A 23,238-nucleotide genomic window follows, 5' to 3' on the forward strand; every position below is an offset into this window, starting at 1 on the left:
TGCGGATGCAAAAACTTAACCGGACACTTTTGAAGCTGACTGATTTTTCAGGTTTACGTTTACTGTCAACCAACCACTAATCCCCAAAAACAGCACTTAGCCAAGACACGAATAAACACGAATGTTTTTGCCTCCTTGTTAAGTCTTGAGTAGTTACCGAGCAGGTGAGTGCTCGGCATCACAAGAGCTTCTTGTATATTCGTGCAGATTCGTGAAAATTCGTGGCTAAAACGCTTTTTCTTGGCTAATTTATCGCCCGGCCAAGCTCTTGCCCTGGCTCGGAAAGCGGCCCGCCGCCCCTTTTTTCCCCGTCCCGCAGGCTGAAGTAGTCCGCCGGGGTGTTGATGTTGCGGAAAGAGTCAAAGGCGGGATCGAAGCGGGCGATTTCATCCTGACGGATCTTTTTGACATTCGTCCTGTCGAAAAACGAGACGATCCGTCTTTCGCCATGCAGTAGGGTCACCTCGATGGCGGCAAGGCAGCCCCGTCCGTAAAAGGCGTGGAGCGGCTCAAGCCCGAGCGGGCTTTCCGGGATGAGCACCCCACCCTCGTCGGCCCGCGCGGCAAGATGCCGTATCAGGTCGCTGTTGAGATAGGGCATGTCGCAGGCAACTGCAAAAATGGCCGGGGTCCCGCTGTGGGTGAGTCCCGCATGGATACCGGCCAGGGCGCCCATGCCGGGAAAGATATCCGGAACCTTTTTGCACGGAAGGAACGCATACTGCTCCGGCGCATTGGTGACGACGATCACCTCCGGGAAGATCTCCTTCAACTGCCGGTAGATGGATTCGATGAACCGCCCACCCTTGTAGGGCAGGAGCGCCTTGTTGCTCCCCATCCGGCTGGAGGCGCCGCCGGCGAGTATCACGCCGGTGACTCCTGCAATGGGGGATGATGGTACGGTCCGTGCGGGTCTGAGAGTCGCCCCTGCTGTTGCCGGAACCGCCAACCGCTCCTGGTGCGCATAGACGTTGAACTTATTGCCGCGCAGATAACCGACGAGGGTGATGCCGGCATCCGCGCACATCTTGACCGCCATGTCGGTCGGCGAGGTGCGCGAGGCGATGAGGGCGATCCCCAGCTGCGCCGCCTTGGCAGCCATCTCAGTCGAGATACGGCCGGAGGTGACGAGCATCTTGCCGTTCAGGTCTACCCTCTTGAGCAGCGCCTCGCCGGCAATCCGGTCGAGGGTGTTGTGCCGCCCCAGGTCCTCGGCGTAGAGGAGGATGGTGCCGTCCGGTTCGCCGACCGCGGCGGAGTGAATGCCGCCGTGGCTCCGGTAATTGTCCGCTTCCCTGGCCAGCGCATCCATGAGGGCAAAGACGGCGGCAGGATCAACGGGCGACGCTGCCCCAATGTTGCCGCACAACTTTGCTGCAACCGGCATGGTAAAGGTAATTCCCGTCCCGCAACCGCTGGTCAAAACCGGCTTCAACCGCTCCGGCAGTTCCCCCTTGATCCGCACATTGGCAATGCCGAAGTCCTCGCAGACCGAAAGCATGTGGAAGTCGTCGACGGAATCGACGAACCCCTGCAGCCGCAGGAAGCCGGCGACGAGGAAGCGGAGGTCATGGGGGGAAGCGATGAGGGTGGCGATCTCCCGGCCGTTGACGTGGAGCACCAGCGGAAATTCGCGGACAATCGTCCCCTGTTTCGGTTCGAAACGGCCGTTTGTGTATGTATAGATTGTCTTCATTTCAAAACCTTTCTGATTAGCACCAATCTTCCGCAGAAGTTACCCCCCTTTGAGAAAGGGGGCCCTGACTGCGGGCCTAAAGGGCAAGGGGGGATTTTCCTGGTTGCAATGAAAAGCAAATCCCCCTAAATCCCCCTTTCGTAAAGGGGGACTTGGTTTTACGGAGAATTGCCTATCGATCAATTACGCCTCGCTCCCCACCTTGCCATGCTCCCCATGCTCTTTCTCGATCTTGCGGAAGTGGTCGGGGATCGAATAGTCCACCGTTTCCGGATGGTGTTCGAAGATCGGGAAATACTTGGCGATGAGAACGAAGAAGAGTATCTCCGCCGCGATGATGCCGACGGTGACGAGCGTCTCGACCAGTGACGGGATGTAGACCTGCCCGTCGTGGATCATGCCGTACATGGAGACGTTGAAGCGGTTCAGCACCAGGCCGAAGATCAAAAGCCCGGCGGCGATGGCGCGCAGCCGGTTGTCGGTGCGGACCTTTTTGCGCATGAACATGAAGAACGGCACGAAGACCCCGGCAATCGTTTCCACGGCGAACAGGGCAACCATCCCCGGCCGGTCGAAGAACGGCCCCTGGCTGAGGAAGAAGAGGGCATAGGCCTTGACCAGGATATAGACGCCGATCACCCAGGGGATGATCCGCGCCAGGGTTTCCAGGAGTTCCGATTCGTCCTCCTGGCCGAGCCACTTATGGGTCATGGTCGCTTCGAGAATGATGATGGAAAGGCCGCTGAAGATGGCGGAAATCCAGAACAGAAGCGGCAGCAGCGGGTTGTACCAGAGGCTGTGCAGCTTATCCACGGCGATGAGGAAGAAGGTACCGAGCGACGACTGGTGGAGGGTGGAGATGGCCGCGGCGGCAACCACCAGGGGCATCTCCAGGGTGCGGAGCACCCGGAGCGGCAGGTGATAGCCGAACCGTTCGCAGACCGGCGAGAGGAACTCCAGGAAGAGGACCGTGGTGTAGGCCATGATGCACATGGATACTTCGAACATGGGTGAATGGGGATTCCAGAAGACCATGGTGTGCCAGCAGCGCTGCGGTTGCCCCAGGTCGAGGAGCAGCCCGACGCTCACCAGGGAGTATCCGAGAAAACCGGTGACGATGGCCGGCCGCACCAGCGGCTCCAGCTTCTTGATATGGAAGCAGTGGGTGATCGCACCGAGGGTGAAGGCGCCGGCGGCCAGAGGCACGGCGGTGACCACGTCGAAGGATATCCACAACCCCCATGGGTAGGTATCGTTCAGGTTGGTGGTCACGCCGAGGCCGAAGATAAAACGGACCAGCGAGGCGAGGGCTCCGAGGCCGACCAGCACCATGAGGAACTTGAGAAAGCGGTGGTACCCCTTTATTTCATTGATGATAAGTCTTGCAGCGGTCATTGGTTCTCCTCCTTCGCCTTATGGCTTGATGCCTGTCTCTGCTCCTCTTCCTTTTTCAGCCGCTCCTTGCGGTGGGTGAACCAGGAGAGGAGCGACAAGGAACCGCCGACGGTGAGGAATATCCCTGGCACCAGCCGTAGTGCCTGCCAGGTGTAAGATGGGAGCGAACGCTTGGTGACCTGCTTGAAGCCGAGTTCGTCGAACGGCAGGGCGGTGAGATAGATGACGCTCGTTCCCCCCGCTTCCTCCTTGCCGTAAATCTTCTTCAGGTAACGCTCGGGCCGGGCGGCGATCCGTCGCTCCGCTTCCTTGAGCATCTCTGCCCGCGGCCCGTAGGTGATCGCCGATGGGCAGGCGGTGGCGCAGGCCGGTTTCAGCCCTTCCCTGATCCGGCTGTAACAGCCGGTGCACTTCCTGACCAGGGGGAAGGCCTTGCTCCACTCGTACTTGGGGACGCCGAAGGGGCACGCCACCATGCAGAAACGGCAGCCGATGCAGCGCTTGGCATCGTAGACCACCGGCCCTTCCTTGGTCTTTTTGAAGGCGCCGACCGGGCAGACCGAGGCGCATGCCGGCTCATTGCAATGCATGCACATCTCTTTGTAGAAGGCAAACTCGTTCTGGCCGTTTTTCTGGTAATCGCGGAACTTGATCCTGGTAAAGGTGTACTCGGACATGGAGGGAGGATTCTGATACCCCTCGCCGTTGAAGAACCGGGTTTTCTCCCCCTTCAACTGGTTCCACTGTTTGCAGGCCACCTGACAGCCGCGGCAGCCGGTGCATTTGGTCATGTCTATGAGAAACGCCGCGGCGCTGTTGAATTCCTTGAGATCGCTGTTCATGAGCGCTTACCCCCTTTCTCGATATTGCAGAGGAATGCCTTGAATTCGGGGATGCTCGTGTTTGCGCAGCCGACCGATGGCGTCAGGACGTTGCCGCTGTCTCCCTTGGCAAGACCGGCGTAGCCGAAATGCCACGGCAGTCCCACCTGTTCGATCATCTTGCCTTCCACATTGAACGGCTTGAGCCTGGCAGTGACGAGGGTCACGGCCTCGATGGAGCCGCGCTCGGTGGTAATGCGCACCTTGTCGCCGTTTGCAAGCCCCTTCTTCCTGGCCAGCGTCTCGCTGATCTCGATGAACATGTCGGGAACCAGTTCCACCAGCCAGGGAAGGTTCCGCGTCATGGCCCCTGCCTGCCAGTGCTCCGTCATCCGGTAGGTGGTGCCTATGTAGGGAAACTTGGCTGTGTCGCTGGAAACGTTTTTCGGCAGCTTGACCGCCGGGTTGTTCTGAACGCTGGAAAGCTGGTTCTTTGCCGGGCTTTCCACCGGCTCGTAATGCTCGGGGAACGGGCCGTCCTTCATGTCCAGGGCGTAGAGCCGTCCGAGCCCCTCCGGCACCATGATGAAGGGATACTTTCCTTCCTTGTCGTCCTTCATGGGCGGCCAGGGGCCGTCCGGGACATCACCCTTCCACTTCTTCTCCAGCGGGTCCCAGGCGATGACCGGCCGTTTCGGGTTAAACGGGATACCTTCGGGGTTGACCGAGGCGCGGTTGTAGATGATGCGGCGGTTGACCGGCCAGCACCACGCCCACTTGGGAAAGAGCCCCAGATTGTTTGGAGCGTCGGTCAGGTCGCGGCGGGCCATCTGGTTGCCGTCCTTGGTGAAGGAGCCGCAGTAGATCCAGCAGCCGGAGACGGTGGAACCGTCGTCCTGTAGGTATTTGAACATGGGGACCTGGTCGCCCGCCTTGAACTCAAGGGTCTTGTCCTTGTCCTTGATGCTCATGTCCCTGGTGAAGTAGCCGTTGATCTCCTTCGCCACCAGCTGCACTTCAGGCTCGTGGCCGCTGCCGTAGTTCCAGGAAAGCCTGGTGAGCGGCTCGGGAAAGGCCCCCCCCTTTGTATAGAGGGTTTTGACCCGCTTGTAGAACTGGTCGATGATCCAGAGGTCGCTCCTGGCCTCCCCGACCGGCTCCACAGCCTTGTAACGCCACTGGGCCCAGCGGCCGGAGTTGGAGATCGAGCCTTCCTTCTCCACGCTTGATGCGGCCGGGAGCATGAAGACCTCGGTCTGGATATCCGCAGGCTTCACGCCGGGGCGCTTCCAGAAGATGGAGGTTTCCGTCTCCCACAGGTCGACGGTGACGAGCCACTTGAGCTTGCCTAGCGCTTCTCGGGTCTTGGTGGAATCAGGGCCGCCGACTGCCGGGTTCTGCCCCATGCAGACGAGACCGTCCAGCCCACCCTGCCCCATCTTTTCCATCAGCTTCATGAAGGAGTAGTTGCCGCTCCGCTTGGGGAGGTAGTCGTAGCAGAAATCGTTTTCCTTTTTGGCGTTGTCGCCGTACCAGGCCTTGAGGAGGCTCACCGTGTATTTCGGGGTGTTGCCCATCCAGTTGGCGCTCTTCTTGTCCTTGGATTTCGGCGTCCACTTCTCCAGGTACGCCTTCAAATCGGTGTTGTCGAACTCCGGCGACTTCAGGTAGCCGGGGAGGAGGTGGAAGAGGAGGCCGTAGTCGGAAGAGCCCTGGACGTTGGACTCACCACGCAGCGCATTTACCCCGCCGCCGGCAATGCCGATGTTCCCCAGGAGCATCTGGAGCATGGCCACGGCGCGGACATTCTGGGTGCCGTGGGTGGACTGGGTGATCCCCATGGCGTACATGATGGTGCCGGCCTTGTCGGGACGGCCGGTGGCGCAGAACGCCCTGGCCACGGCAAGGTAGTCTTCCTTCCTGGTCCCGGTGATGGCGCAGACCTTGTCCACGTCATAGCGGGAGAAGTGCTTCTTCATCAGCTGATAGACGCAGCGCGGATTCTGGAGGGTCTTGTCCTGTTTCGGGTTCCCCGCCCCGTCGGTCTGATAAGCCCAGGACTTCAGGTCGTAGGACTTTTCCTGGTCGTCGAAGGCGCAGAAGAGGCCGTCCTCGAAGTCATACGTTTCCGAGACGATGAACGCGGCATTGGTGTACTCCCGCACGTACTCCGCATGGGTCAGGTTGTTCTGCAATGCGTAGTTGATCATCCCGCCGAGGAAGGCGATGTCGGTGCCGGGACGGATCTGGGCATAGATGTCCGCCTTACTTGCTGTCCGGGTAAAACGGGGATCGACGGCTATCAGCTTGCCGCCGCTATCCATGGCTGTTTCAATCCATTTGAAGGAAATGGGGTGGTTCTCGGCCGGGTTACAGCCGATGGCGAGGATGCAATCACTGTTCTTCAGGTCTATCCAATGGTTTGTCATGGCACCACGGCCAAACGAAGCCGCCAGACCGGCGACTGTAGCTGAGTGTCATATTCGGGCCTGATGTTCCAGGTTGGCAACCCCCATGGCGCGGGCAAATTTCGACCAGAGGTAGCACTCCTCGTTGTCGAGTCCGGCGCCGCCGAGGAAAGCCATCCCCTCGTTGCGGTTGACCACGTATTCCTTGTTGTCCTTCTTGTTGATCTCTTTTGCCTTGAAGGTCCGGTCGCGGGTCTCCTTCATCTTCGCCGCGATCCGGTCGAGGGCCCAGTCCCAGGACTTCTCTTCCCACTTGTCGGATCCGGGGGCGCGGTACATGACCTTTTGCAGGCGCCGTTCGTTGTTGGCCACCTGGAACAGGGAACTCCCCTTGGAGCAGAGCGCCCCCTGGTTGATGGGATGCTGCGGATCACCTTCGATGTTGATGATTTTGCCGTTTTTGCTGTGAACGATAAGACCGCATCCAACCGCGCAGAATGGACAGATTGTGGTCGAAGCCTTCAAACCCTTGGTGCGCATTTCCGGGGAATCGACGCTCGCCTCGCCCGGCTTGCCGGAAAGAGCCACGCCGGCAGCAGCCAGCACTCCCCCCTGCAAAAATTGTCTTCGTGAAAAACCCATGATTCCTCCTTGTTATTCCAATTTCAAATCAAGGATGAAATCAAGGCGGCGAGGATTGAGGCGACGAAGGCGTACAACTGCGTACGTTGAGGAGCCGAAGACGAGCCAACGAAGATAGCGCCTTGATTTGGAATTGGTATTAGATATGAAAGGCGCATGTTGCGCCCTTGTGTCCCTTGCGAACTTACCGTATACAGCAACCCACGTGCCACACATCTCAAGAAGAAACCATTTACCAGCAGACCCTTAACTATTTGAATTTAAAGCGAATCTTCGTGTTTACAAAGAAACGAATACATTAAAATAAACTAGCGTTGTGCATTTATTGCAAATAGTGTAACATTTTGACCACGTTATTAACCAAAGACAATAATCCGGATTTGCGCAGCGCAAAACGGGGAAGAGAAGGGTGATGTACAAGGCACGAATACTCATCTGCGATGACGAGGTCGAGATACTGCGCTACCTGAACAAGATTCTGACCGCAAAGGGGCTGTCGGTTGAGATTTTCACCTCCGGAGCGGCGCTTATGCGCAGGCTGGGAAACCGGGGTGCGGATGAATGCGACCTGCTGCTTTTGGACGTGAAGATGCCGGACCTGGACGGCATAGAGATTCTGCAGCGCGTCAAGGCCTCGGGAATGGAACTCCCCATAGTCATGATGACCGCGTTCGGCTCCATCAGTTCGGCCATCGAATCCATCAGGCTCGGAGCCTATGACTATGTGACCAAGCCGTTTCCCAAGGAAAAGATCTTCGGACTGCTCGAAAATGTGCTGGAGCGGAAACTGCTGCTTAAGGAAAACTCCAACCTCAAGGAAGAACTGGGCAAACCAGCTGCTGCAGATTCCATTGTCTTTACCAGCGCCACGTTCCGCGCGGTCTATGACATGGCGCTGAAGGTGGCGCAAAGCGAAGCGAACGTTGTCGTCCTCGGCGAATCAGGTACCGGCAAAGAGCTCATCGCCGGACTGATACACAACAACAGTCTGCGCGCGGGAAAGCGTTTCCTTTCCATCAACTGCGCCGCGCTCTCCGACACCCTGCTGGAAAGCCAGCTTTTCGGGCATGTCCGTGGAGCGTTCACCGGCGCGGTTTCCCATCAGAAGGGGTTACTTGAGGAAGCCAACGGCGGGACCCTGTTCCTCGACGAGGTCGGCGACATGAGTCCGGCCATCCAGGCAAAGCTCTTGAGGGTCATCCAGGAGCGGGATTTCATTCCTGTCGGTGATACCAGGCCGAAGAGCGTTGATATCCGCTTTCTTGCCGCCACCAACAAGGACCTGGACGAAGAGGTCCGGCAGGGGAGGTTCCGCGAAGATCTCTTTTTCCGGCTGAACGTCATCACCCTGCACCTCCCCCCCCTGCGCGAACGGCAGGAAGACATCGCGCCAATCGCCCTGCACTTCCTGCGTAAATTTTCCCAGCGGATGAAAAAGAACATCGCGGACTTCACCCCCGTAGCCCTGCAACTTCTGCAGTCCTACGGGTGGCCCGGTAATATCAGGGAGTTGGAAAACGTGATCGAACGGGCGGTCATCCTGACCAGCGGACCGGTGGTAACCGCTGAGGAACTGCCCGTGTGGAAGCGGCCGGTCCGCAGCGAGGCGAAGCAGGACGACCGCCTTGTCCCGCTGGAAGCCGTCGAACGCGAGCACATCCTCCATGTCCTGAAAAAATCCGGCTACAACAAGAGCCGGACCGCAAAGATTTTAGGCATTGCCCGCCGGACCCTTGACCGGAAAATCGAGGAGTATGACCTGGACGAGGCGCGATCATCCGCAGAGGAGTCCGAATACTGATGCGCCGTCGTTTCTCCATACGGGCCAAACTGACCCTCGGCTCCCTTCTGCCGCTGTTCGTCGCCTTTGTCTTCTGCGGTCTGACCGGCCTGTACCTGATCAACACCAAGATCGCCAGCCAGGCGCAGGAAAAGGTCAGGACCGACCTCAATGCAGCACGGGAGGTGTACCAGAATGAATTGTCCCACGTCAACGAACTGGTTGACCTGACCGCCGGCAACCCTTTTGCCGCCGCGGCCGTCGAAACCGGCGACCGGCGAAGCCTGGCCGCACTCCTCAGCTCCCTTCAGAGCAGAAAACATCTGGACATTCTGACGGTCGTGGACCGGAACGGCCGGGTCCTGTACCGGGCGCACAACCCTGCTGCCTCGGGCGACGTTATTGCTTCCAACGGCTTTGTCCGGTCGGCGCTTCAGGGAATTCCGATCAACGGAACAACTACCCTCACCCACAACGAGTTGGCCGCGGAGCGGAAAGAGCTGGCGAAACAGGCCGCCATCAACGTCGTACCGACACCCCGCTCCCGCCAGGGACAGGCGGACGTTGAGCGCTCAGGCATGGTGCTGGCTGCGGCCGCACCGGTGCTCGACGCATCGGGAAGGCCCATCGGCGCCCTGTACGGCGCTATCCTGCTGAACAACAACAATACCCTGGTGGACCGGATCAAGCAGATTGTCTACGAGGGGGTCCAGTTCAACGGAAAGGACGTGGGAACTGCCACCATCTTCCTCGGCGACACGCGCATCGCCACCAACGTACCGGCGGCAGGCGGCACCAGGGCCATCGGCACCAGACTTTCCGCAGAGGTGTACAACCGGGTTATCCAGGAAGGTAAAAAGTGGGTAGACCGCGCATTTGTGGTGAACGACTGGTACATCACCGCCTACGAACCGATTCATGACTCGCGGGGAGAAGCCGTCGGCGCCCTGTATGTGGGCATGCTTGAAAAACCCTACGCAGCCCTGAAAAAGAAGGTAAACGTCATCTTCGGCATCGTCATCCTCGCCAGCTCGCTGCTCGGCATCGCGGTGTCGGGGGGCATCGGCGCCCACCTTTCCCGTCCCATCAGGGATCTGGAGAAGCTCGCCAGACGGGTGGCCGTGGGCGAACGCGACCTGCGGATCGAGGTGAAAACCGCTGATGAGATGGAAGACCTTGCCGATGAGTTCAACGAGATGACAGGGGCATTGGCCCGCCATGAAGAAGAAATCAACAGCCTGAACCGCACCCTGGAGCAGAAGGTCCGGGAGCGGACCGCGGAACTCGAAGAGAAGAACCTTCTTCTGCTCCAGACCCAGGCGGAGCTCGTACGGGCGGAAAAGCTCGCGGACCTTGGAATCATGGCCGCCGGTGTGGCCCACGAGATCAACACCCCCCTGACCATCATCCGGGGCAATGCGGAAGTTCTGGAGATGTTCATAACCCCGGGCCACCCGAACCGGGAGGAAATCGACATCATCTCCCGTCAGACCGAACGGATGGCGAAAATAGTGTCGAACCTGCTCCTGTTCGCCCGGCAGAAAAAGCTGCACCAGGGCCGCGTTGCCATTCATGCCCTTCTGAACGACATCGTCAGCCAGATAGGGTTCCAGGCAACGCTGGCGGATATCCGGATCGTACGGAACTATTCTCCTGATCTGGACACCATAAGCGGAGACAGCGACCAGCTGCGCCAGGTCTTCACCAACCTCATCCTCAATGCCGTCCAGGCAATGGAGGGGAGCGGCACGCTGACACTTGCGACTCGAATCCTCCCCGACGAAGCAGGCTACAGTATCGAGGTCGCCGACACGGGGAGCGGCATTGGTCCCGATCAGCGGGAAAAGATTTTCACGCCGTTTTTCACCACCAAAGCCACGGGTAGCGGCCTGGGGCTTTCGGTTTCCTACGGCATCATCAAGGACCACGGCGGCGACATCAGCGTGGAAAGCTCCCCAGAGACCGGAACCACGTTCCGGGTGGTTCTGCCGGGGAAGACAGCCGATATCCCGCCCCACCCCAACGGTACGGCCTGAACACGTCAGTCCCTGCCCTGCAAGGCTTCACAGCCACACGAAAAAGTTGTCTTGCCAAGCCTTGTCCGACTATGTATCATTTTGTCCCTCGTATACATTTTTCATTAACCGATTTCAGGTGCTGTTCCCATGACAAAAACAACCATCCTCATCTGCGACGACGAAGAGGGAATCCTCAAGTACCTGCGCAAGCTCCTCATCAGCCAGGGTTTCGACGTGGAGACCTTCGACAGAGGCGCCGCACTGCTCGCCTACCTGGAAAACGGCAAGGCCGCCCATGCCGACCTCCTCATTCAGGACGTGCGGATGCCCGATATGGACGGCATCGAGGTACTGCAACGGGTGAAAAAGCTCCGCCCGGCCCTGCCGGTCATCATCATGACCGCCTTCGGCACCATCGATTCTGCCGTGGACGCCATCAAACTGGGTGCCTACGATTACGTCACCAAACCGTTTCCCAAGGAAAAGATCCTCGGAGTGCTGGAAAACGCCCTGGAACGGGAACTGCTCATCAAGGAAAACCAGGTTCTCAAGGAAGAGCTCGGCAAGCCGTCCCCATCGGACACGATCATCTTCAAAAGCGACCGGTTCCGCGAAGTGTACGAACTCACCCTCCAGGTGGCGGCGAGTTCCGCAAACATCCTCATTCAGGGAGAATCGGGGACCGGCAAGGAACTGATTGCCGGAGCGGTCCACCACAACAGCCTGCGGAAAACCCGCCGGTTTCTGTCCATCAACTGCGCGGCGCTTTCCGACACCCTGCTGGAAAGCCAGCTGTTCGGCCACGTCCGGGGAGCCTTCACCGGCGCCGTCACGGCCCAGAAGGGGCTTCTGGAGGAGGCTGATAGCGGCACCCTCTTCATGGACGAAATCGGCGACATGAGCCTCCCCATCCAGGCCAAGCTGCTGCGGGTCATCCAGGAGCGGGACTTCATCCCGGTGGGCTCGACCCGCTCGAAAACCGTGGACATCCGGTTCGTGGCCGCCACCAACAAGGATCTGGAAAAGGAGGTCAAAGAAGGGAGGTTTCGGGAAGACCTGTTCTATCGCCTCAACGTCATCACCATCCACCTCCCCCCCCTGCGGGACCGGAAAGAGGACATCGAGCCCATCGCCGGCCACTTCCTGAAAAAATATGCCCAGCGGATGAAAAAAGAGGTGAGCTGTTTCAGCCCCGAAGCGCTGACGCTCATGATCGACTATAACTGGCCGGGCAATATCAGGGAACTGGAAAACGTCATCGAGCGCGCAGTCATCCTGGCGCGCGGGCCGGCCATCAGCGCAGAAAACCTCCCCATGTGGAAGAAGGAGGCGGACCCGGTCCAACCGATGGACGACAGGTTCGTTTCCCTGGAGAACGTGGAACGGGAGCACATCCAGCGGACCCTGGCGAAAACCGGCTTCCACAAGAGCAAATCCGCCGAAATCCTCGGCATTTCCCGCAAGACCCTCGACCGCAAGATCGTCGAATACGGGCTGAAGACACCCGTGGAGTAAGCCCATGCCCCCCATGCGCTTCCCCATAAAGGCGAAACTGACCCTTGCCACCCTCATCCCCCTCTCGGTCGCCATTTTCTTCTGCTGGCTGACCGGGGTCTTCATTCTCAACTCCAGAATCGTCAGCCAGGCGCAGGACAAGGTCCGCAACGACCTCAACTCCGCCCGCGAAATCTATCTCAACGAGATCGGTCACATTCGCGACGTGGTGAAATTCACCGCCACGGCCCCCTATACCGCCGATGCCCTGACCACGGGCAACACAAGCGGTATCGCCGCCATCCTTACCCCGCTGAAAACAGCCGAAAAGCTGGATGTCTTCATGGCCCTGGACGCCACCGGCAAGGTTTTATACAGGGCAAACAACCCCGCAGCCTTCGGTGACGACCGATCAAAGAGCCAGTTTGTGACACGGGCGCTCAAAGGGGAGATCGTCACGGGCACATCGATCATCCCCCCCGCAGAGATGGCTGTTGAAGGGGCGGAACTGGCACGCCAGGCAACCATGCCGGCGGTAACGACCCCCCATGCCAGGCCGGCAACGGAAACTATCGAGCGGGCCGGCATGATGCTCATTGCGGCTGCGCCGGTGAGAGACAAGGCGGGCAACATCATCGGCACCCTGGTCGGCGGCGTGTTGCTGAACAACAACACGACCCTGGTGGACAAGATCAAAAACATCGTCTACGAAGGGGTGCAGTCCGACGGCAAGGATGTGGGAAGCGCAACCATCTTTCTCGGCGATCTCCGCATCGCGACCAATGTGCTTAACTCCAAGGGCAATCGGGCCATAGGAACACGCCTTTCCGAAGAGGTCTACAACCGCGTCATTCTGCGCAAGGAGAAATGGATAGACGGGGCCTTTGTGGTCAACAACTGGTATTTCACCGCATACGAGCCAATCCTCTCCCTGGAAGGGGTGCCGATTGGCTGCCTTTACGTGGGGATGCTGGAAAAACCTTACACAGCCATCAAGTTCAAGCTGGGCTTCATCTTCAGCGGCGTGCTCCTTTTGGGCGCATTGATCGGTTTTGCCGTTTCCGGTTTCATCGGCACGCGCCTGGCCAAGCCGATCCGGGAGTTGGAAAACATGGCGCGCCGCGTCGCTTCCGGAGAGCGGGACGTGCAGATCCGGGTTCATACGAGGGACGAGATCGGCGACTTGGCGGGACAATTCAATGAAATGACCCGGACGCTCACGCAGCGGGAAGAAGACATCCGGGAGCTGAACCGCGGCCTGGAGCAAAAGGTGCAGCAGCGGACGGCCGAACTGGAAGAAAAGAACCAGCTCCTCGTCAAAACCCGGCAGGATTTGGTCAGGGCCGAAAAACTGGCCGCCATCGGCGAACTGGCCGCAGGGGTAGCCCATGAGATCAACAACCCCATGGCCATCATCCGCGGCAACACTGAACTGCTGCAGATGTCCATCCCTCCCGAGGCCGACAACAGGGAGGAAGTGGACACCATTTTCCAGCAGATGGGAAGGGTGGAACGGATCGTCGCCAACCTTCTCAAATTCGCCCGTCAGGAGCAGAAAAATCTCGGTACGGTTTTCATCAACCGGCTGCTCCGGGAAATCCTCAGCCAGGTCGGCCATCAGGTTCCGCTTTCAGGAATCAACATCCGGGAAGAATATGCCCCTGATATTCCGGAGATCGAAGGGGACAGCGATCAGGTGCGGCAGGTGTTTATCAACCTGGTCATAAATGCCGTCCAGGCCATGCCCGGCGGCGGCGATCTGACCATCACCACGGGAATCGATAGCGAGGCGGGGAAATGCGAGATAACGGTGACCGATACCGGCAACGGCATAGCCCTGGAAAACCTGGAGCAGATCTTCAACCCGTTTTTTACCACCAAGGCAGGCGGTACAGGCCTGGGACTGTCGGTTTCCTACGGAATTATCAGGGACCATGGCGGGCGAATTGAGGTGCGGAGCGAACCGGAAAAGGGGAGCATGTTCCGGGTGGTGCTGCCGGTGAAGCAGAGATAAAAGCGGTCGGCGGTCGGCGGTCGGCGGTCGGCGGTCGGCGGTCGGCGGTCGGCGGTCGGTGGTCGGTGGTCGGTGGTCGGTGGTCGGTGGTCGGTGGTCGGTGTAAAATTATCAATAGTTTGTTGAGTGGTTGAATCGTTGAGTGGTTGCGTGTAAAATCCTCCTGACGTTCCCACTCGACAATTCAACGAGGTTCCATCATGCTCACTTTCATAGAAGCCCGCAGCATCATTCTGAACAGCGTCCGTCCCGTCGGCACCGAGCGTGTCATGCTCCTCGATGCCATCGGCCGGATACTGGCAGATGAGATCAAAGCCCCGTGGGACATGCCGCTTTGGAATAACTCCGCCATGGACGGTTATGCGGTGCGCAGCGAAGATTGCCAGACGTCGGTTACCCTGCGGGTTACCGGTTATATCCCGGCCGGAGCGACAGATACATGCATCGTCGACCCCGGCTGCACCGTGAGGATCATGACCGGCGCTCCGATCCCGCCGGGAGCCGATGCCGTCGTGCCGTTCGAAGAGACGGAAGAAGGTGAACAGTTCATAAAGATTCACAGCCAGGTAAAAAAAGGGCAGCATATCCGTTTTGCCGGTGAGGATGTCAAAGCCGGGGACACGGTACTTGCTGCCGGCACCGTCATCGCCCCCCCGGGAATAAGCATGCTTGCTTCCCTCGGCTCAGCGTTTGTGCCGGTTTACCGCAAAGCCAGGGTGGCGATTCTTTCCACCGGCGATGAACTGGTCGAACTGGGAGGACAGGTATCGGCGGGACAGATCATCAACAGCAATACCCTTTCACTGGCGGCGGCAGTCAGGGAAATCGGCTGCGAACCGGTCATCATCGGCATCGCAAGGGATAACCGTGCCAGCCACCAGCAATTGCTCCGGGAAGGGCTGAATGCAGACGCCCTCATCACCTCGGCAGGCGTTTCTGCCGGGGACCGGGACCTGGTCCGTGAGGTCCTGGCAGAGTTGGGTGTGCAGCAGCTGTTCTGGAAGGTGGACATCAAGCCGGGGCGCCCCACCGCCTTCGGCCTCAATGCAGGCAAACCGGTCTTTTCTCTCCCCGGCAACCCGGTTTCAACCATGATGACCTTTGAAGAATTCGTCAGACCGGCACTGCTGAAGATGATGGGAAGAAAACGGGTGATAAAGCCGACCGTGAAAGCGGCGCTCAAGGAAGACGTCAGGAAAAAGACGGGGCGGCTGCATTTACTCCGGGTCCGCCTGGAAGCAGGCAGCGACGGCTACCAGGCAAGCGTTTTCGGCGACCAGAGCACCGGTATCCTGAGAACCATGGTCCAGGCCGACGGGTTTGCCTTTCTCCCGCCGGAGAAGGGTTTTTTTGCCAAAGGTGAACTGGTGGACGTTCATGTTCTCAACCGTGATTTTGAGATGGAGGAAGGGTAGCCGAGCAAAATGCCAGGCAACTCATTGATTCAAAAAAACATTTTTCAGCTTCACGATTACCTCAAGAGTAACTATTCAGCGTATATGTTTTGACGTCGGAGGATAGGCATCCTGCCTGCCTTCAGGCGAAGTTTCATCAGCCTGATAAGTTTGAACTGAACACATGTTCAAGCGATAAACCCGCTTGAAACGCAGGCTGGAAGCCTACGCTCCCGGGATATGCTGAATAGTTACCCCTTCATTTTTCATAAACCGCCGACCACCGACCACCGACCACCGACCACCGACCACCGACCACCGACCACCGACCGCCGACCGCCGACCGCCGACCGCCGACCGCCGACCGCTTTTACCCCATCCTGAAATTTTATTTAATTTTCTCCCCCTTAAGCCGAAAAGTTTAGCAATGTCTTGTCTCGCAGGACATTAAGTGCAAAAACACCATGAACAAGAATAGTTTGCCGGAAAGCAACGGGGGGATTTTATGCTGTCGTTGAACAATCTGAAAGTCAGAAAGAAATTGTGGTTGATAATCGGCAGCGCACTGGCAGGCATCGTGGTGATCATCGCCATGTCCCTCTTCATGCTCAAGACCGATTTAAAAGACGAAAAGGCCCTCAAGACGCGACACTTGGTGGAAACCGCCTACTCCACCCTCGATTACTATTACAGGCTTGCAGCAAGCGGCAAGATATCGCAGGAAGAGGCAAAGGCCGCGGCCATTGCCGTCATCAAAACCATGCGCTACGAAGATAAGGAGTATTTCTGGATAAACGACATGCATCCAACCATGGTCATGCATCCCTACAAGCCGGAACTGGACGGTAAAGACCTGTCCGGTTTCAAGGACAACGAGGGAAAGAAGCTGTTTGTCGAGTTTGTTGAAACCGTCAAGGCGAAAAAAGCCGGTTTCGTCTATTACCTCTGGCCGAAGCCCGGCTTCGACAAACCGGTGCTCAAGGTCTCTTACGTGAAGGGCTTCGAGCCGTGGGGGTGGATCATCGGCAGCGGCATATACCTCGATGATCTCGATGCGTTGTTCTGGAGCAAATCGCGTCAGTATGCGCTCGTGGCTTTTGCCGTGTTTCTCATGATCCTGGCCATGTCCTGGATTGTCGCCAAAAACATCACCAGGAACCTGACGGATCTTACGGACAAGATCGGCTTGATCAGCGACGGCGACCTCCGCATATCCATCGAGGCCAAGGGAAATGACGAGTTCGGCATGCTCGCCCGCGACATCAACAAGATGGCCGTCTCACTCAACGAGATGATCAATCAGATCTTCGACTCGATCAACAACGTGGTGCAGGTCGTCGATACGGTCAAGACCAAGTCCGAGCAGACGGCAGGAGCCGCCCAGAAACAGTCCATGCAAGCCACCGGCATCGCCACGGCCGCAGAGGAAATGAGCCATACCATCAACGACATGGCACGGAACGCAGCCACTGCCGCAGACACGTCAGCCGATGCCATGAAGACGGCAGCAAGCGGCAAGCAGGTTGCAGACGGGGCGGTCGAAACCATTGACAGGGTTTTCCGGGCCACGGTAGATCTGGAGCAGATGATTGAAAAATTGAGTTCCAGCGTCTCCGAAATCGGCGATATCGTCACCGTTATCAATGATATCGCCGACCAGACAAATCTTCTCGCCCTGAATGCCTCCATTGAAGCGGCACGTGCCGGCGAACACGGCAGGGGATTTGCCGTCGTTGCCGATGAGGTAAGGAAGCTGGCGGAACGGACGATCAGGGCAACCGCCGAGATCTCCAAGAAGATCGGCGCCGTGCAGAAAGAATCCGAGCAGACGACCAACTCCATGGCCGAAGCCTCCGGCGAAGTGACCATGGCAACTGATTATATCAAACAGGTGGGAAGCACCCTCAATCATATCGTCGATGCAGTGCAGAATGCCCGCGACCAGATAACCCAGATTGCCACTGCCATCGAGCAACAGTCGGCGACAACGGAGGAGCTGGCGCAGAATTTCGAACAAACTTCCGCCGCAGCGGTACAGATGGAAAAAATGTCCGAAGAAGTGACCCAGGCAGTCTACAGGCTGAGCCACATAGACGAGGAGATCAGAAACAGCACATCCGGCTTTAAAACCGTCGTCAGCGCCCTGCAGATGCTTGACATGGCGAAAACTGACCACCGGATCTTCGTCAACAAGCTAGGCGACTGCATGAACGGCGGAAAAAAAATGGACGTCTCTCAAATGCCCGACCACCATACATGCCGGTTCGGCAAATGGTATGAGACGGAAGGTCGACAGACCTGCGCCAATTCAAAAAGCTACAAGACCGTCGCCGTCCCCCATGAGAAGATCCATGCGTTGGCCAAAGAAGCTGCGGCAGCGTGTAATTCGGGAGACAAGGCAAAATCCCAGCGGCTCTACACGGAAATCGAAGCGCTCTCCGATGAGATAAGCCGTCTCCTCGACGACATCAAGAACGAGAGCAGTAATCTAATGAAATAACCTTTCTCGAAACATCAACTGGCGCGCCGCCGGCCGCACGCAATAAACAAGCTTTTTTTATTGACCAGCCCCCGCTCTTGCGTTATAAAATCAAATCTTGTTTTATAAAACCTGCAAGGGGGAAAATGAATATGCATCTGATGGAGCAGATTAAGGCAAAGGCCAAGAAAAACCTGCAAACTGTAGTTCTGCCGGAAAGCTATGATGAGAGGATGCTTTTTGCCGCTCAAAAGATAGTGGAACAAGGTTTGGCCAAAATCATATTGCTCGGCAACCCGGCTGAGGTTTCTGCAACGGCGCAAGCCAAAGGGGTGAATCTTGCCGGTGTGGAAATCCTTGATCCGACGGCATCCCCCAAGCTTAACGCCTATGTCGACGAACTTGTGGAACTGCGCAAGAGCAAAGGCCTCAGCAAAGAAGAGGCGACAAAACTGCTGACCGACAAAGATAACCTCTATTACGCGGGAATGATGGTACGAATGGGCGACGCCGGCGGCGAAGTGGCCGGAGCAACCGGCACCACCGGCAACGTGCTCAAGGCGGCATTTCAGACGGTAGGCACCGCCCCGGGCATCAAAACCGTTTCCTCGTTTTTCCTCATGGTTACCCAAAACCCTGATTTTGGCGAAAACGGCATCCTGCTCTTCGCCGATTGCGCGGTCAACCCCAACCCCGATGCCCAGGCCCTGGCGGAAATCGCCGTAGCAACAGCCCGGAACTGCACATCATTCCTCGATGTTCCCGCCCGTGTCGCCATGCTCTCCTTTTCCACCAAGGGAAGCGCTGCGCACGCCGACATAGACAAGGTACTCAAGGCGCTTGAAATTGCCAAGGGGATCGATCCCGCTCTCCAGATCGACGGCGAATTGCAGGCAGATGCGGCGCTCCTGCCGAAAGTCGGCGAAAAGAAAGCCCCGGGCAGCACGGTGGCAGGCAAGGCAAACGTCCTGATCTTCCCCGATCTCGATGCGGGCAACATCGCATACAAGCTTGTGGAGCGGGTAGCAGGCGCCGAAGCCATCGGACCGGTCATCCAGGGGCTGGCAAAACCGGTAAACGATCTGTCGCGCGGCTGTTCGGTGGACGATATCGTTAACGTAGCAGCCATCACGGCGGTGCAGGCGCAGGGTTAAGCGGTCGGCGGTCGATGGTCGGCGGTAGATGGTAATGACAAAAACAAGAAAGGCCGGCGGGGATTCCCGCCGGCCTTTCTTGTTTCATCATTCACCATCTACCATCTACCATCTACCATCTACCATCTACCATCTACCATCTACCATCCACCGCATCATCACTTCCTGACGAAATCAGGTCGTGAGAATGAATACTCGAAGTGCATGTGGTCGGTATAGGTACCGGCCAGAATGGCCGCCACATCTTCGGTGAAGACCAGTTCCTCGTCGGTGGGAATGACATAGACCTTGACCGGCGAGTCGTCGGTGGTGATGAGGGTTTCCCGTTTCCTGGTCATGGCGGACTTGTTACGCTCCTTATCCAGTTTGATGCCGAGATGTTCCAGCCCCTCGATGGTTTTCTCCCTGATCGGCCACCCCATCTCGCCGACACCGGCGGTAAAGACCACGGCGTCAAGCCTTCCGATGGCAGCCATATACGAACCGATATACTTGCGCAGGCGATAGGCCTCGATATCCAGGGCCAGTACGCACAGCCTGTCGCCATTTGCCGCGTGCTCGATAACCTCGCGACGGTCTGTAAAGCGACCGGTGATCCCCAGAACACCGCTCTTTTTGTTGAGGATGCTGTCTATTTCCTTGGCGGACAGGTTCTCCTTCTGCATCATGAAGGCAGGAATGGCCGGGTCGATGTCGCCGCAGCGGGTTCCCATAACCGCACCCTCAAGGGGGGTAAGCCCCATGCTGGTATCGATGGATATGCCGTTATTTATTGCGCAATGGGAAACGCCATTGCCGATATGCATGGTGATGATATTCGTCTCTTTAGGGGATTTACCCAGCAAAACCGCCGCCCGTTTGGAAACGTAAAGATGGGAGGTCCCGTGAAAACCGTAGCGGCGAACACCGTATTTCTCGTACCATTCGTAGGGAAGCGGGTAGAGATAGGCATGCTCCGGCATGGTCTGATGAAATGCCGTGTCGAAAATGGCCACCTGGGGAACATTCGGCAGAATGGCCTGAGCCGCTTCAATACCGGCAATGTTCGGCGGATTGTGCAGCGGCGCCAGATGCTGCACCTCTTTAACGGCATCAAGAACGTTTTCATCGATCATCACTGAGCAGGTGAACTTCTCCCCGCCGTGAACAACCCTGTGGCCGATAGCAGCAATCTGGTTGATGTCTTTCAAAACGCCATGCTCCGGATCGGTAAGCGTCCTGATGATAAGGTCTATGGCAACCTGATGATCAGGGCACTCAGATTCTTCCCGGTAGGTTTCACGTCCGGGAACCTCGTGCATGATAAAAGAGTCGCCAATGATAACCCGTTCAACCATCCCCTTGGCAATGACTTCCTTTTTATCCCAATCGAACAATTGGTATTTTACCGACGAACTACCGCAGTTAAGGGCGAGTATATCCATGTTTTATATCTCCCTGAAAAACAAATAACCTAAAGATGACAACCGATTATTTCCATTACGATAAAAAAGACGAGAAAAACTTTAACGTAAATAAAACTGCTTTTTATAATACAGCAGAGTGGCTCTCAGTTCAAGATTTTTTCTACATAATATAGCAATTATAGAACAAGCTTTCTTGTGGACATTTTTTATCGTCTATGGTAATTTACGAAAATCAAACAACTAATTGAAAATTAACAAAAAGGAGGTGAATACCTTGGCTCATACCATTACCGACGAGTGCATCAACTGCGGTGCCTGTGACGAATCCTGCCCTGTTAATGCTATCAGTGAAGCTGGCAACAAAAGGACTATCTCAGCTGATACCTGCATTGATTGCGGGGCATGTGTGGATACCTGTCCAGTAAATGCAATTCACGCCTAATCCCGGCCATAGCAAGGATTGATTCAGCCGGTGCTTCCGGTGCCGGCTGATTTCCTTACCTCATCAGCACTACCCCATTTCCTCCGGTTGTTCCCATTCCAAATTTCCGACATTAAACGCATCAACCTGCACTGCTGCGCCGATTTCTCATCATTCATCCTATAAAAAGCATTTTAGCCACGAATTTGCACGAATATACAAGCTCTTGTGATGTAGAAGACACTCACTACTCAAGACTTAACAAGAGGTTAAAAACATTCGTGTTTATTCGTGTTTATTCGTGGCTAACTGCCGTTTTTGGGTTCATGCCGCCACGCAAGACGATATCGCGCAGTAACCTTGTTAAAAAAAAGGCCGGTAAGCACCGGCCTTTGCGTCTGACAGATTGGACGTTGCCACTACTGACTGGCCACGGTTGAGCCGGCAATCTCCACACCGAACTCCACGATATCCTTCGGCACATTGGCAAAAACGATCACAAAAGGAATCCCTTTCCCCGGTTGAACCCCAAGATTGGAAAGAGAATCGCCAAACTGGTTATTCATGGCCGCCTCAATTTTTGCCATCGACAAGGTGGCCAACTGCTCTTTAGAGAGTTGGTTGCCGCAATATGCGCTTTTTTGCACAACCGCAGCCCCGTTTTTGCCGAAAAGCGTCGCTTTCACTTGAATGGTCGCCCGTGGCTTCTTGAAACCGTTCACCGCCTCACCGGAAATGATGAAAAGTTCTCCCGCCTCCTTGTTGGTAATGAATGACCCGACCGGATTTTTTGCGGTTATGCTCCCCTCTTCGGCAGCTTTCACGCCAAACCATTTGGCCATAAAGCCAAGTCCGACCTTGTTAAATGCCGTCGGACCGTCTTTAAGAAAGAAGAACCCCGTGCCGGCCAGGACCAGGAGAACCAGAACGGAAATCGCAAGGACCGCAACCGTAAAGATGGAACTTCCCTTGCGCCGCGAAGATATCGATAGCGGGGGGAGCTCCTCTTCCGTCGCCGCTGAATCGATGGCAGGTGGAACGAAAGCCGATACTTTTTCCTCTGGAGCAGCAATAGTGAAATCTGTTTCGCCAACAGACTCCACGGGCCCTTTTGCTTCTTCGACAGCAGTTGGTGCAGCAACCTCACCAAAATCGATGGACCCGAAGTCGAAGTTTTCTGTTGCTTCGATTGACCCATCTTCTTTCGGCGTGATGTTTTCGTCCGCAGGGGGTAATGAGATTTCGCCAGGATCAATAGACGACAGCCCGGGCTCGGCATCGGTGAAGACGAAATCGGAGGGCTGCTCTTCCTGAATGTAACTGTCGACAGAAAAGGCATGCCGGGCTTCGTTTTCAGCTTCAGCCGCTCCCCGTACCTCATCCTCTTCAAAACCCAGGGAGAACTCTTCAGCTATTGCGGCTGGCACCCCTTCCGCAGACTCTTCGTCCAGCGACGAGCCAACGGGGGGGAATTCAAACATTCCAGCACCCTCTTCCTGAGCATTATCCTGTTCCGCCGCACCAGGCCCTGCAATAAAGGCAAAACTATCGGCGTCAAATTCAGCAGCGGCATCATTTCCCGGGCTTGCAGGCGCCACGCCCGGGATGTCTTCACCTGGCTCAAAAGCAAAAGAGTCGAAATCAAAACCTGCATCAGTTGCGGATGGAGCGACATCAACAGTGACATCGACCGGTGGTGTTGCAACCGACTCATCATTGAACGCGAATCCACTAAGTCCAAAATCGTCATCCTCAGCGGGCGTTGGCTCACGTTCAGCAGCCAAGCTTGCCTCTGCGGAAATACCCTCTGGAGCGCGAGCAGCAACTTCCTCGCTTGCGGCAAATGGATCCGCTTCTTGCTGCTCAGGGGCGTTGACCGGCAGCGGCGGGGGGAACTCTGCCGAATGGACCGGTTGCGATGGAGGCACGGTTGAACCCAGGTTGCTCAGAATCGAATCGAAATCAGCCTCTTCCTGGGGGGCTTCTTTAGTTACGACAAAAACATGCTTGCACTTGGAACAGCGGACTTTGACCCCGCCGTCCTTTATCTTTGCATCATCCAACCTGAACCTGGTTTTGCACTGGTCACACTGTAGTACCATTTATACCTCCACGC

Annotated in this window: 14 protein-coding genes; 8 read left to right on the plus strand and 6 right to left on the minus strand. The window is 56.8% G+C overall.

Features of this window, described 5'->3' with window-relative positions:
• Positions 1-244 precede the first annotated feature (244 nt).
• From fdhD to fdnG, 4 genes are all read right to left on the minus strand, one after another.
• Positions 245-1,696, minus strand: coding sequence for a formate dehydrogenase accessory sulfurtransferase FdhD (gene fdhD / locus GURA_RS17240; RefSeq protein ID WP_011940202.1), 1,452 nt, complete (start codon positions 1,694-1,696; stop codon positions 245-247).
• Between the two features lie 183 nt (positions 1,697-1,879).
• The gene (gene nrfD / locus GURA_RS17245; protein WP_011940203.1) at positions 1,880-3,091 is read right to left on the minus strand and encodes an NrfD/PsrC family molybdoenzyme membrane anchor subunit; all 1,212 of its coding nucleotides are present in this window, start codon (positions 3,089-3,091) and stop codon (positions 1,880-1,882) included.
• Positions 3,088-3,933 carry a 4Fe-4S dicluster domain-containing protein gene (locus tag GURA_RS17250; RefSeq protein ID WP_011940204.1) on the minus strand — a complete coding sequence of 282 codons (846 nt, stop codon included), beginning with the start codon at positions 3,931-3,933 and terminating at the stop codon, positions 3,088-3,090. Before GURA_RS17250 ends, nrfD begins: the two co-directional genes overlap by 4 nt.
• Positions 3,930-6,962 carry a formate dehydrogenase-N subunit alpha gene (gene fdnG, locus GURA_RS17255; RefSeq protein WP_011940205.1) on the minus strand — a complete coding sequence of 1,011 codons (3,033 nt, stop codon included), beginning with the start codon at positions 6,960-6,962 and terminating at the stop codon, positions 3,930-3,932. The genes GURA_RS17250 and fdnG overlap by 4 nt, the downstream gene beginning before the upstream one ends.
• Positions 6,963-7,374: 412 nt before the next feature.
• On the opposite strand from fdnG, the gene GURA_RS17265 reads away from it, so the two are divergent.
• The 7 genes from GURA_RS17265 (at position 7,375) to pta (ending at position 19,295) form a co-directional block, all read left to right on the plus strand.
• Entirely contained in the window at positions 7,375-8,763 is a 1,389-nt protein-coding gene (locus GURA_RS17265) for a sigma-54-dependent transcriptional regulator (protein WP_011940206.1), read from the plus strand.
• Complete coding sequence (locus tag GURA_RS17270) at positions 8,763-10,778, plus strand: cache domain-containing protein (protein ID WP_011940207.1); 2,016 nt, start codon at positions 8,763-8,765, stop codon at positions 10,776-10,778. Before GURA_RS17265 ends, GURA_RS17270 begins: the two co-directional genes overlap by 1 nt.
• A 129-nt stretch (positions 10,779-10,907) precedes the next feature.
• On the plus strand, positions 10,908-12,275 hold the full coding sequence (locus GURA_RS17275) for a sigma-54-dependent transcriptional regulator (protein ID WP_011940208.1): 1,368 nt from the start codon (positions 10,908-10,910) through the stop codon (positions 12,273-12,275).
• Positions 12,276-12,279: 4 nt separating this feature from the next.
• Entirely contained in the window at positions 12,280-14,268 is a 1,989-nt protein-coding gene (locus GURA_RS17280) for a cache domain-containing protein (RefSeq protein WP_011940209.1), read from the plus strand.
• A gap of 200 nt (positions 14,269-14,468) precedes the next feature.
• On the plus strand, positions 14,469-15,683 hold the full coding sequence (locus GURA_RS17285) for a molybdopterin molybdotransferase MoeA (protein WP_011940210.1): 1,215 nt from the start codon (positions 14,469-14,471) through the stop codon (positions 15,681-15,683).
• A 484-nt stretch (positions 15,684-16,167) separates the two neighbouring features.
• Positions 16,168-18,162 (plus strand): methyl-accepting chemotaxis protein, encoded by a 1,995-nt coding sequence (locus tag GURA_RS17290; protein ID WP_011940211.1) that lies wholly within the window; start codon positions 16,168-16,170, stop codon positions 18,160-18,162.
• A 131-nt stretch (positions 18,163-18,293) separates the two neighbouring features.
• Complete coding sequence (gene pta / locus GURA_RS17295) at positions 18,294-19,295, plus strand: phosphate acetyltransferase (protein WP_011940212.1); 1,002 nt, start codon at positions 18,294-18,296, stop codon at positions 19,293-19,295.
• 158 nt (positions 19,296-19,453) lie between these two features.
• Here the strand turns inward: pta and GURA_RS17300 are convergent, their stop codons facing one another.
• Positions 19,454-20,719, minus strand: coding sequence for an acetate kinase (locus GURA_RS17300; RefSeq protein WP_011940213.1), 1,266 nt, complete (start codon positions 20,717-20,719; stop codon positions 19,454-19,456).
• Positions 20,720-20,966: 247 nt separating this feature from the next.
• Between GURA_RS17300 and GURA_RS23700 the strand changes: the two genes are divergently transcribed.
• A complete protein-coding gene (locus GURA_RS23700; protein ID WP_456152161.1) occupies positions 20,967-21,143 on the plus strand; it encodes a 4Fe-4S binding protein in 177 nt (58 codons plus the stop codon).
• 398 nt (positions 21,144-21,541) lie between these two features.
• Here GURA_RS23700 and GURA_RS23020 read toward each other — a convergent pair whose 3' ends face one another.
• On the minus strand, positions 21,542-23,224 hold the full coding sequence (locus GURA_RS23020; RefSeq protein WP_011940214.1) for a DUF3426 domain-containing protein: 1,683 nt from the start codon (positions 23,222-23,224) through the stop codon (positions 21,542-21,544).
• Positions 23,225-23,238 lie beyond the last annotated feature (14 nt).

The sequence above is a fragment of the Geotalea uraniireducens Rf4 genome, from assembly GCF_000016745.1.
Lineage (GTDB): Bacteria > Desulfobacterota > Desulfuromonadia > Geobacterales > Geobacteraceae > Geotalea > Geotalea uraniireducens.

Excerpts from the sequence above, each read along its gene's own strand:
- fdhD (WP_011940202.1), bottom strand. The coding sequence starts at position 1,696 with ATGAAGACAATCTATACATACACAAACGGCCGTTTCGAACCGAAACAG.
- nrfD (WP_011940203.1), bottom strand. The coding sequence starts at position 3,091 with ATGACCGCTGCAAGACTTATCATCAATGAAATAAAGGGGTACCACCGC.
- GURA_RS17250 (WP_011940204.1), bottom strand. The coding sequence starts at position 3,933 with ATGAACAGCGATCTCAAGGAATTCAACAGCGCCGCGGCGTTTCTCATA.
- GURA_RS17265 (WP_011940206.1), top strand. The coding sequence starts at position 7,375 with ATGTACAAGGCACGAATACTCATCTGCGATGACGAGGTCGAGATACTG.
- GURA_RS17270 (WP_011940207.1), top strand. The coding sequence starts at position 8,763 with ATGCGCCGTCGTTTCTCCATACGGGCCAAACTGACCCTCGGCTCCCTT.
- GURA_RS17275 (WP_011940208.1), top strand. The coding sequence starts at position 10,908 with ATGACAAAAACAACCATCCTCATCTGCGACGACGAAGAGGGAATCCTC.
- GURA_RS17280 (WP_011940209.1), top strand. The coding sequence starts at position 12,280 with ATGCCCCCCATGCGCTTCCCCATAAAGGCGAAACTGACCCTTGCCACC.
- GURA_RS17285 (WP_011940210.1), top strand. The coding sequence starts at position 14,469 with ATGCTCACTTTCATAGAAGCCCGCAGCATCATTCTGAACAGCGTCCGT.
- GURA_RS17290 (WP_011940211.1), top strand. The coding sequence starts at position 16,168 with ATGCTGTCGTTGAACAATCTGAAAGTCAGAAAGAAATTGTGGTTGATA.
- pta (WP_011940212.1), top strand. The coding sequence starts at position 18,294 with ATGCATCTGATGGAGCAGATTAAGGCAAAGGCCAAGAAAAACCTGCAA.
- GURA_RS17300 (WP_011940213.1), bottom strand. The coding sequence starts at position 20,719 with ATGGATATACTCGCCCTTAACTGCGGTAGTTCGTCGGTAAAATACCAA.
- GURA_RS23020 (WP_011940214.1), bottom strand. The coding sequence starts at position 23,224 with ATGGTACTACAGTGTGACCAGTGCAAAACCAGGTTCAGGTTGGATGAT.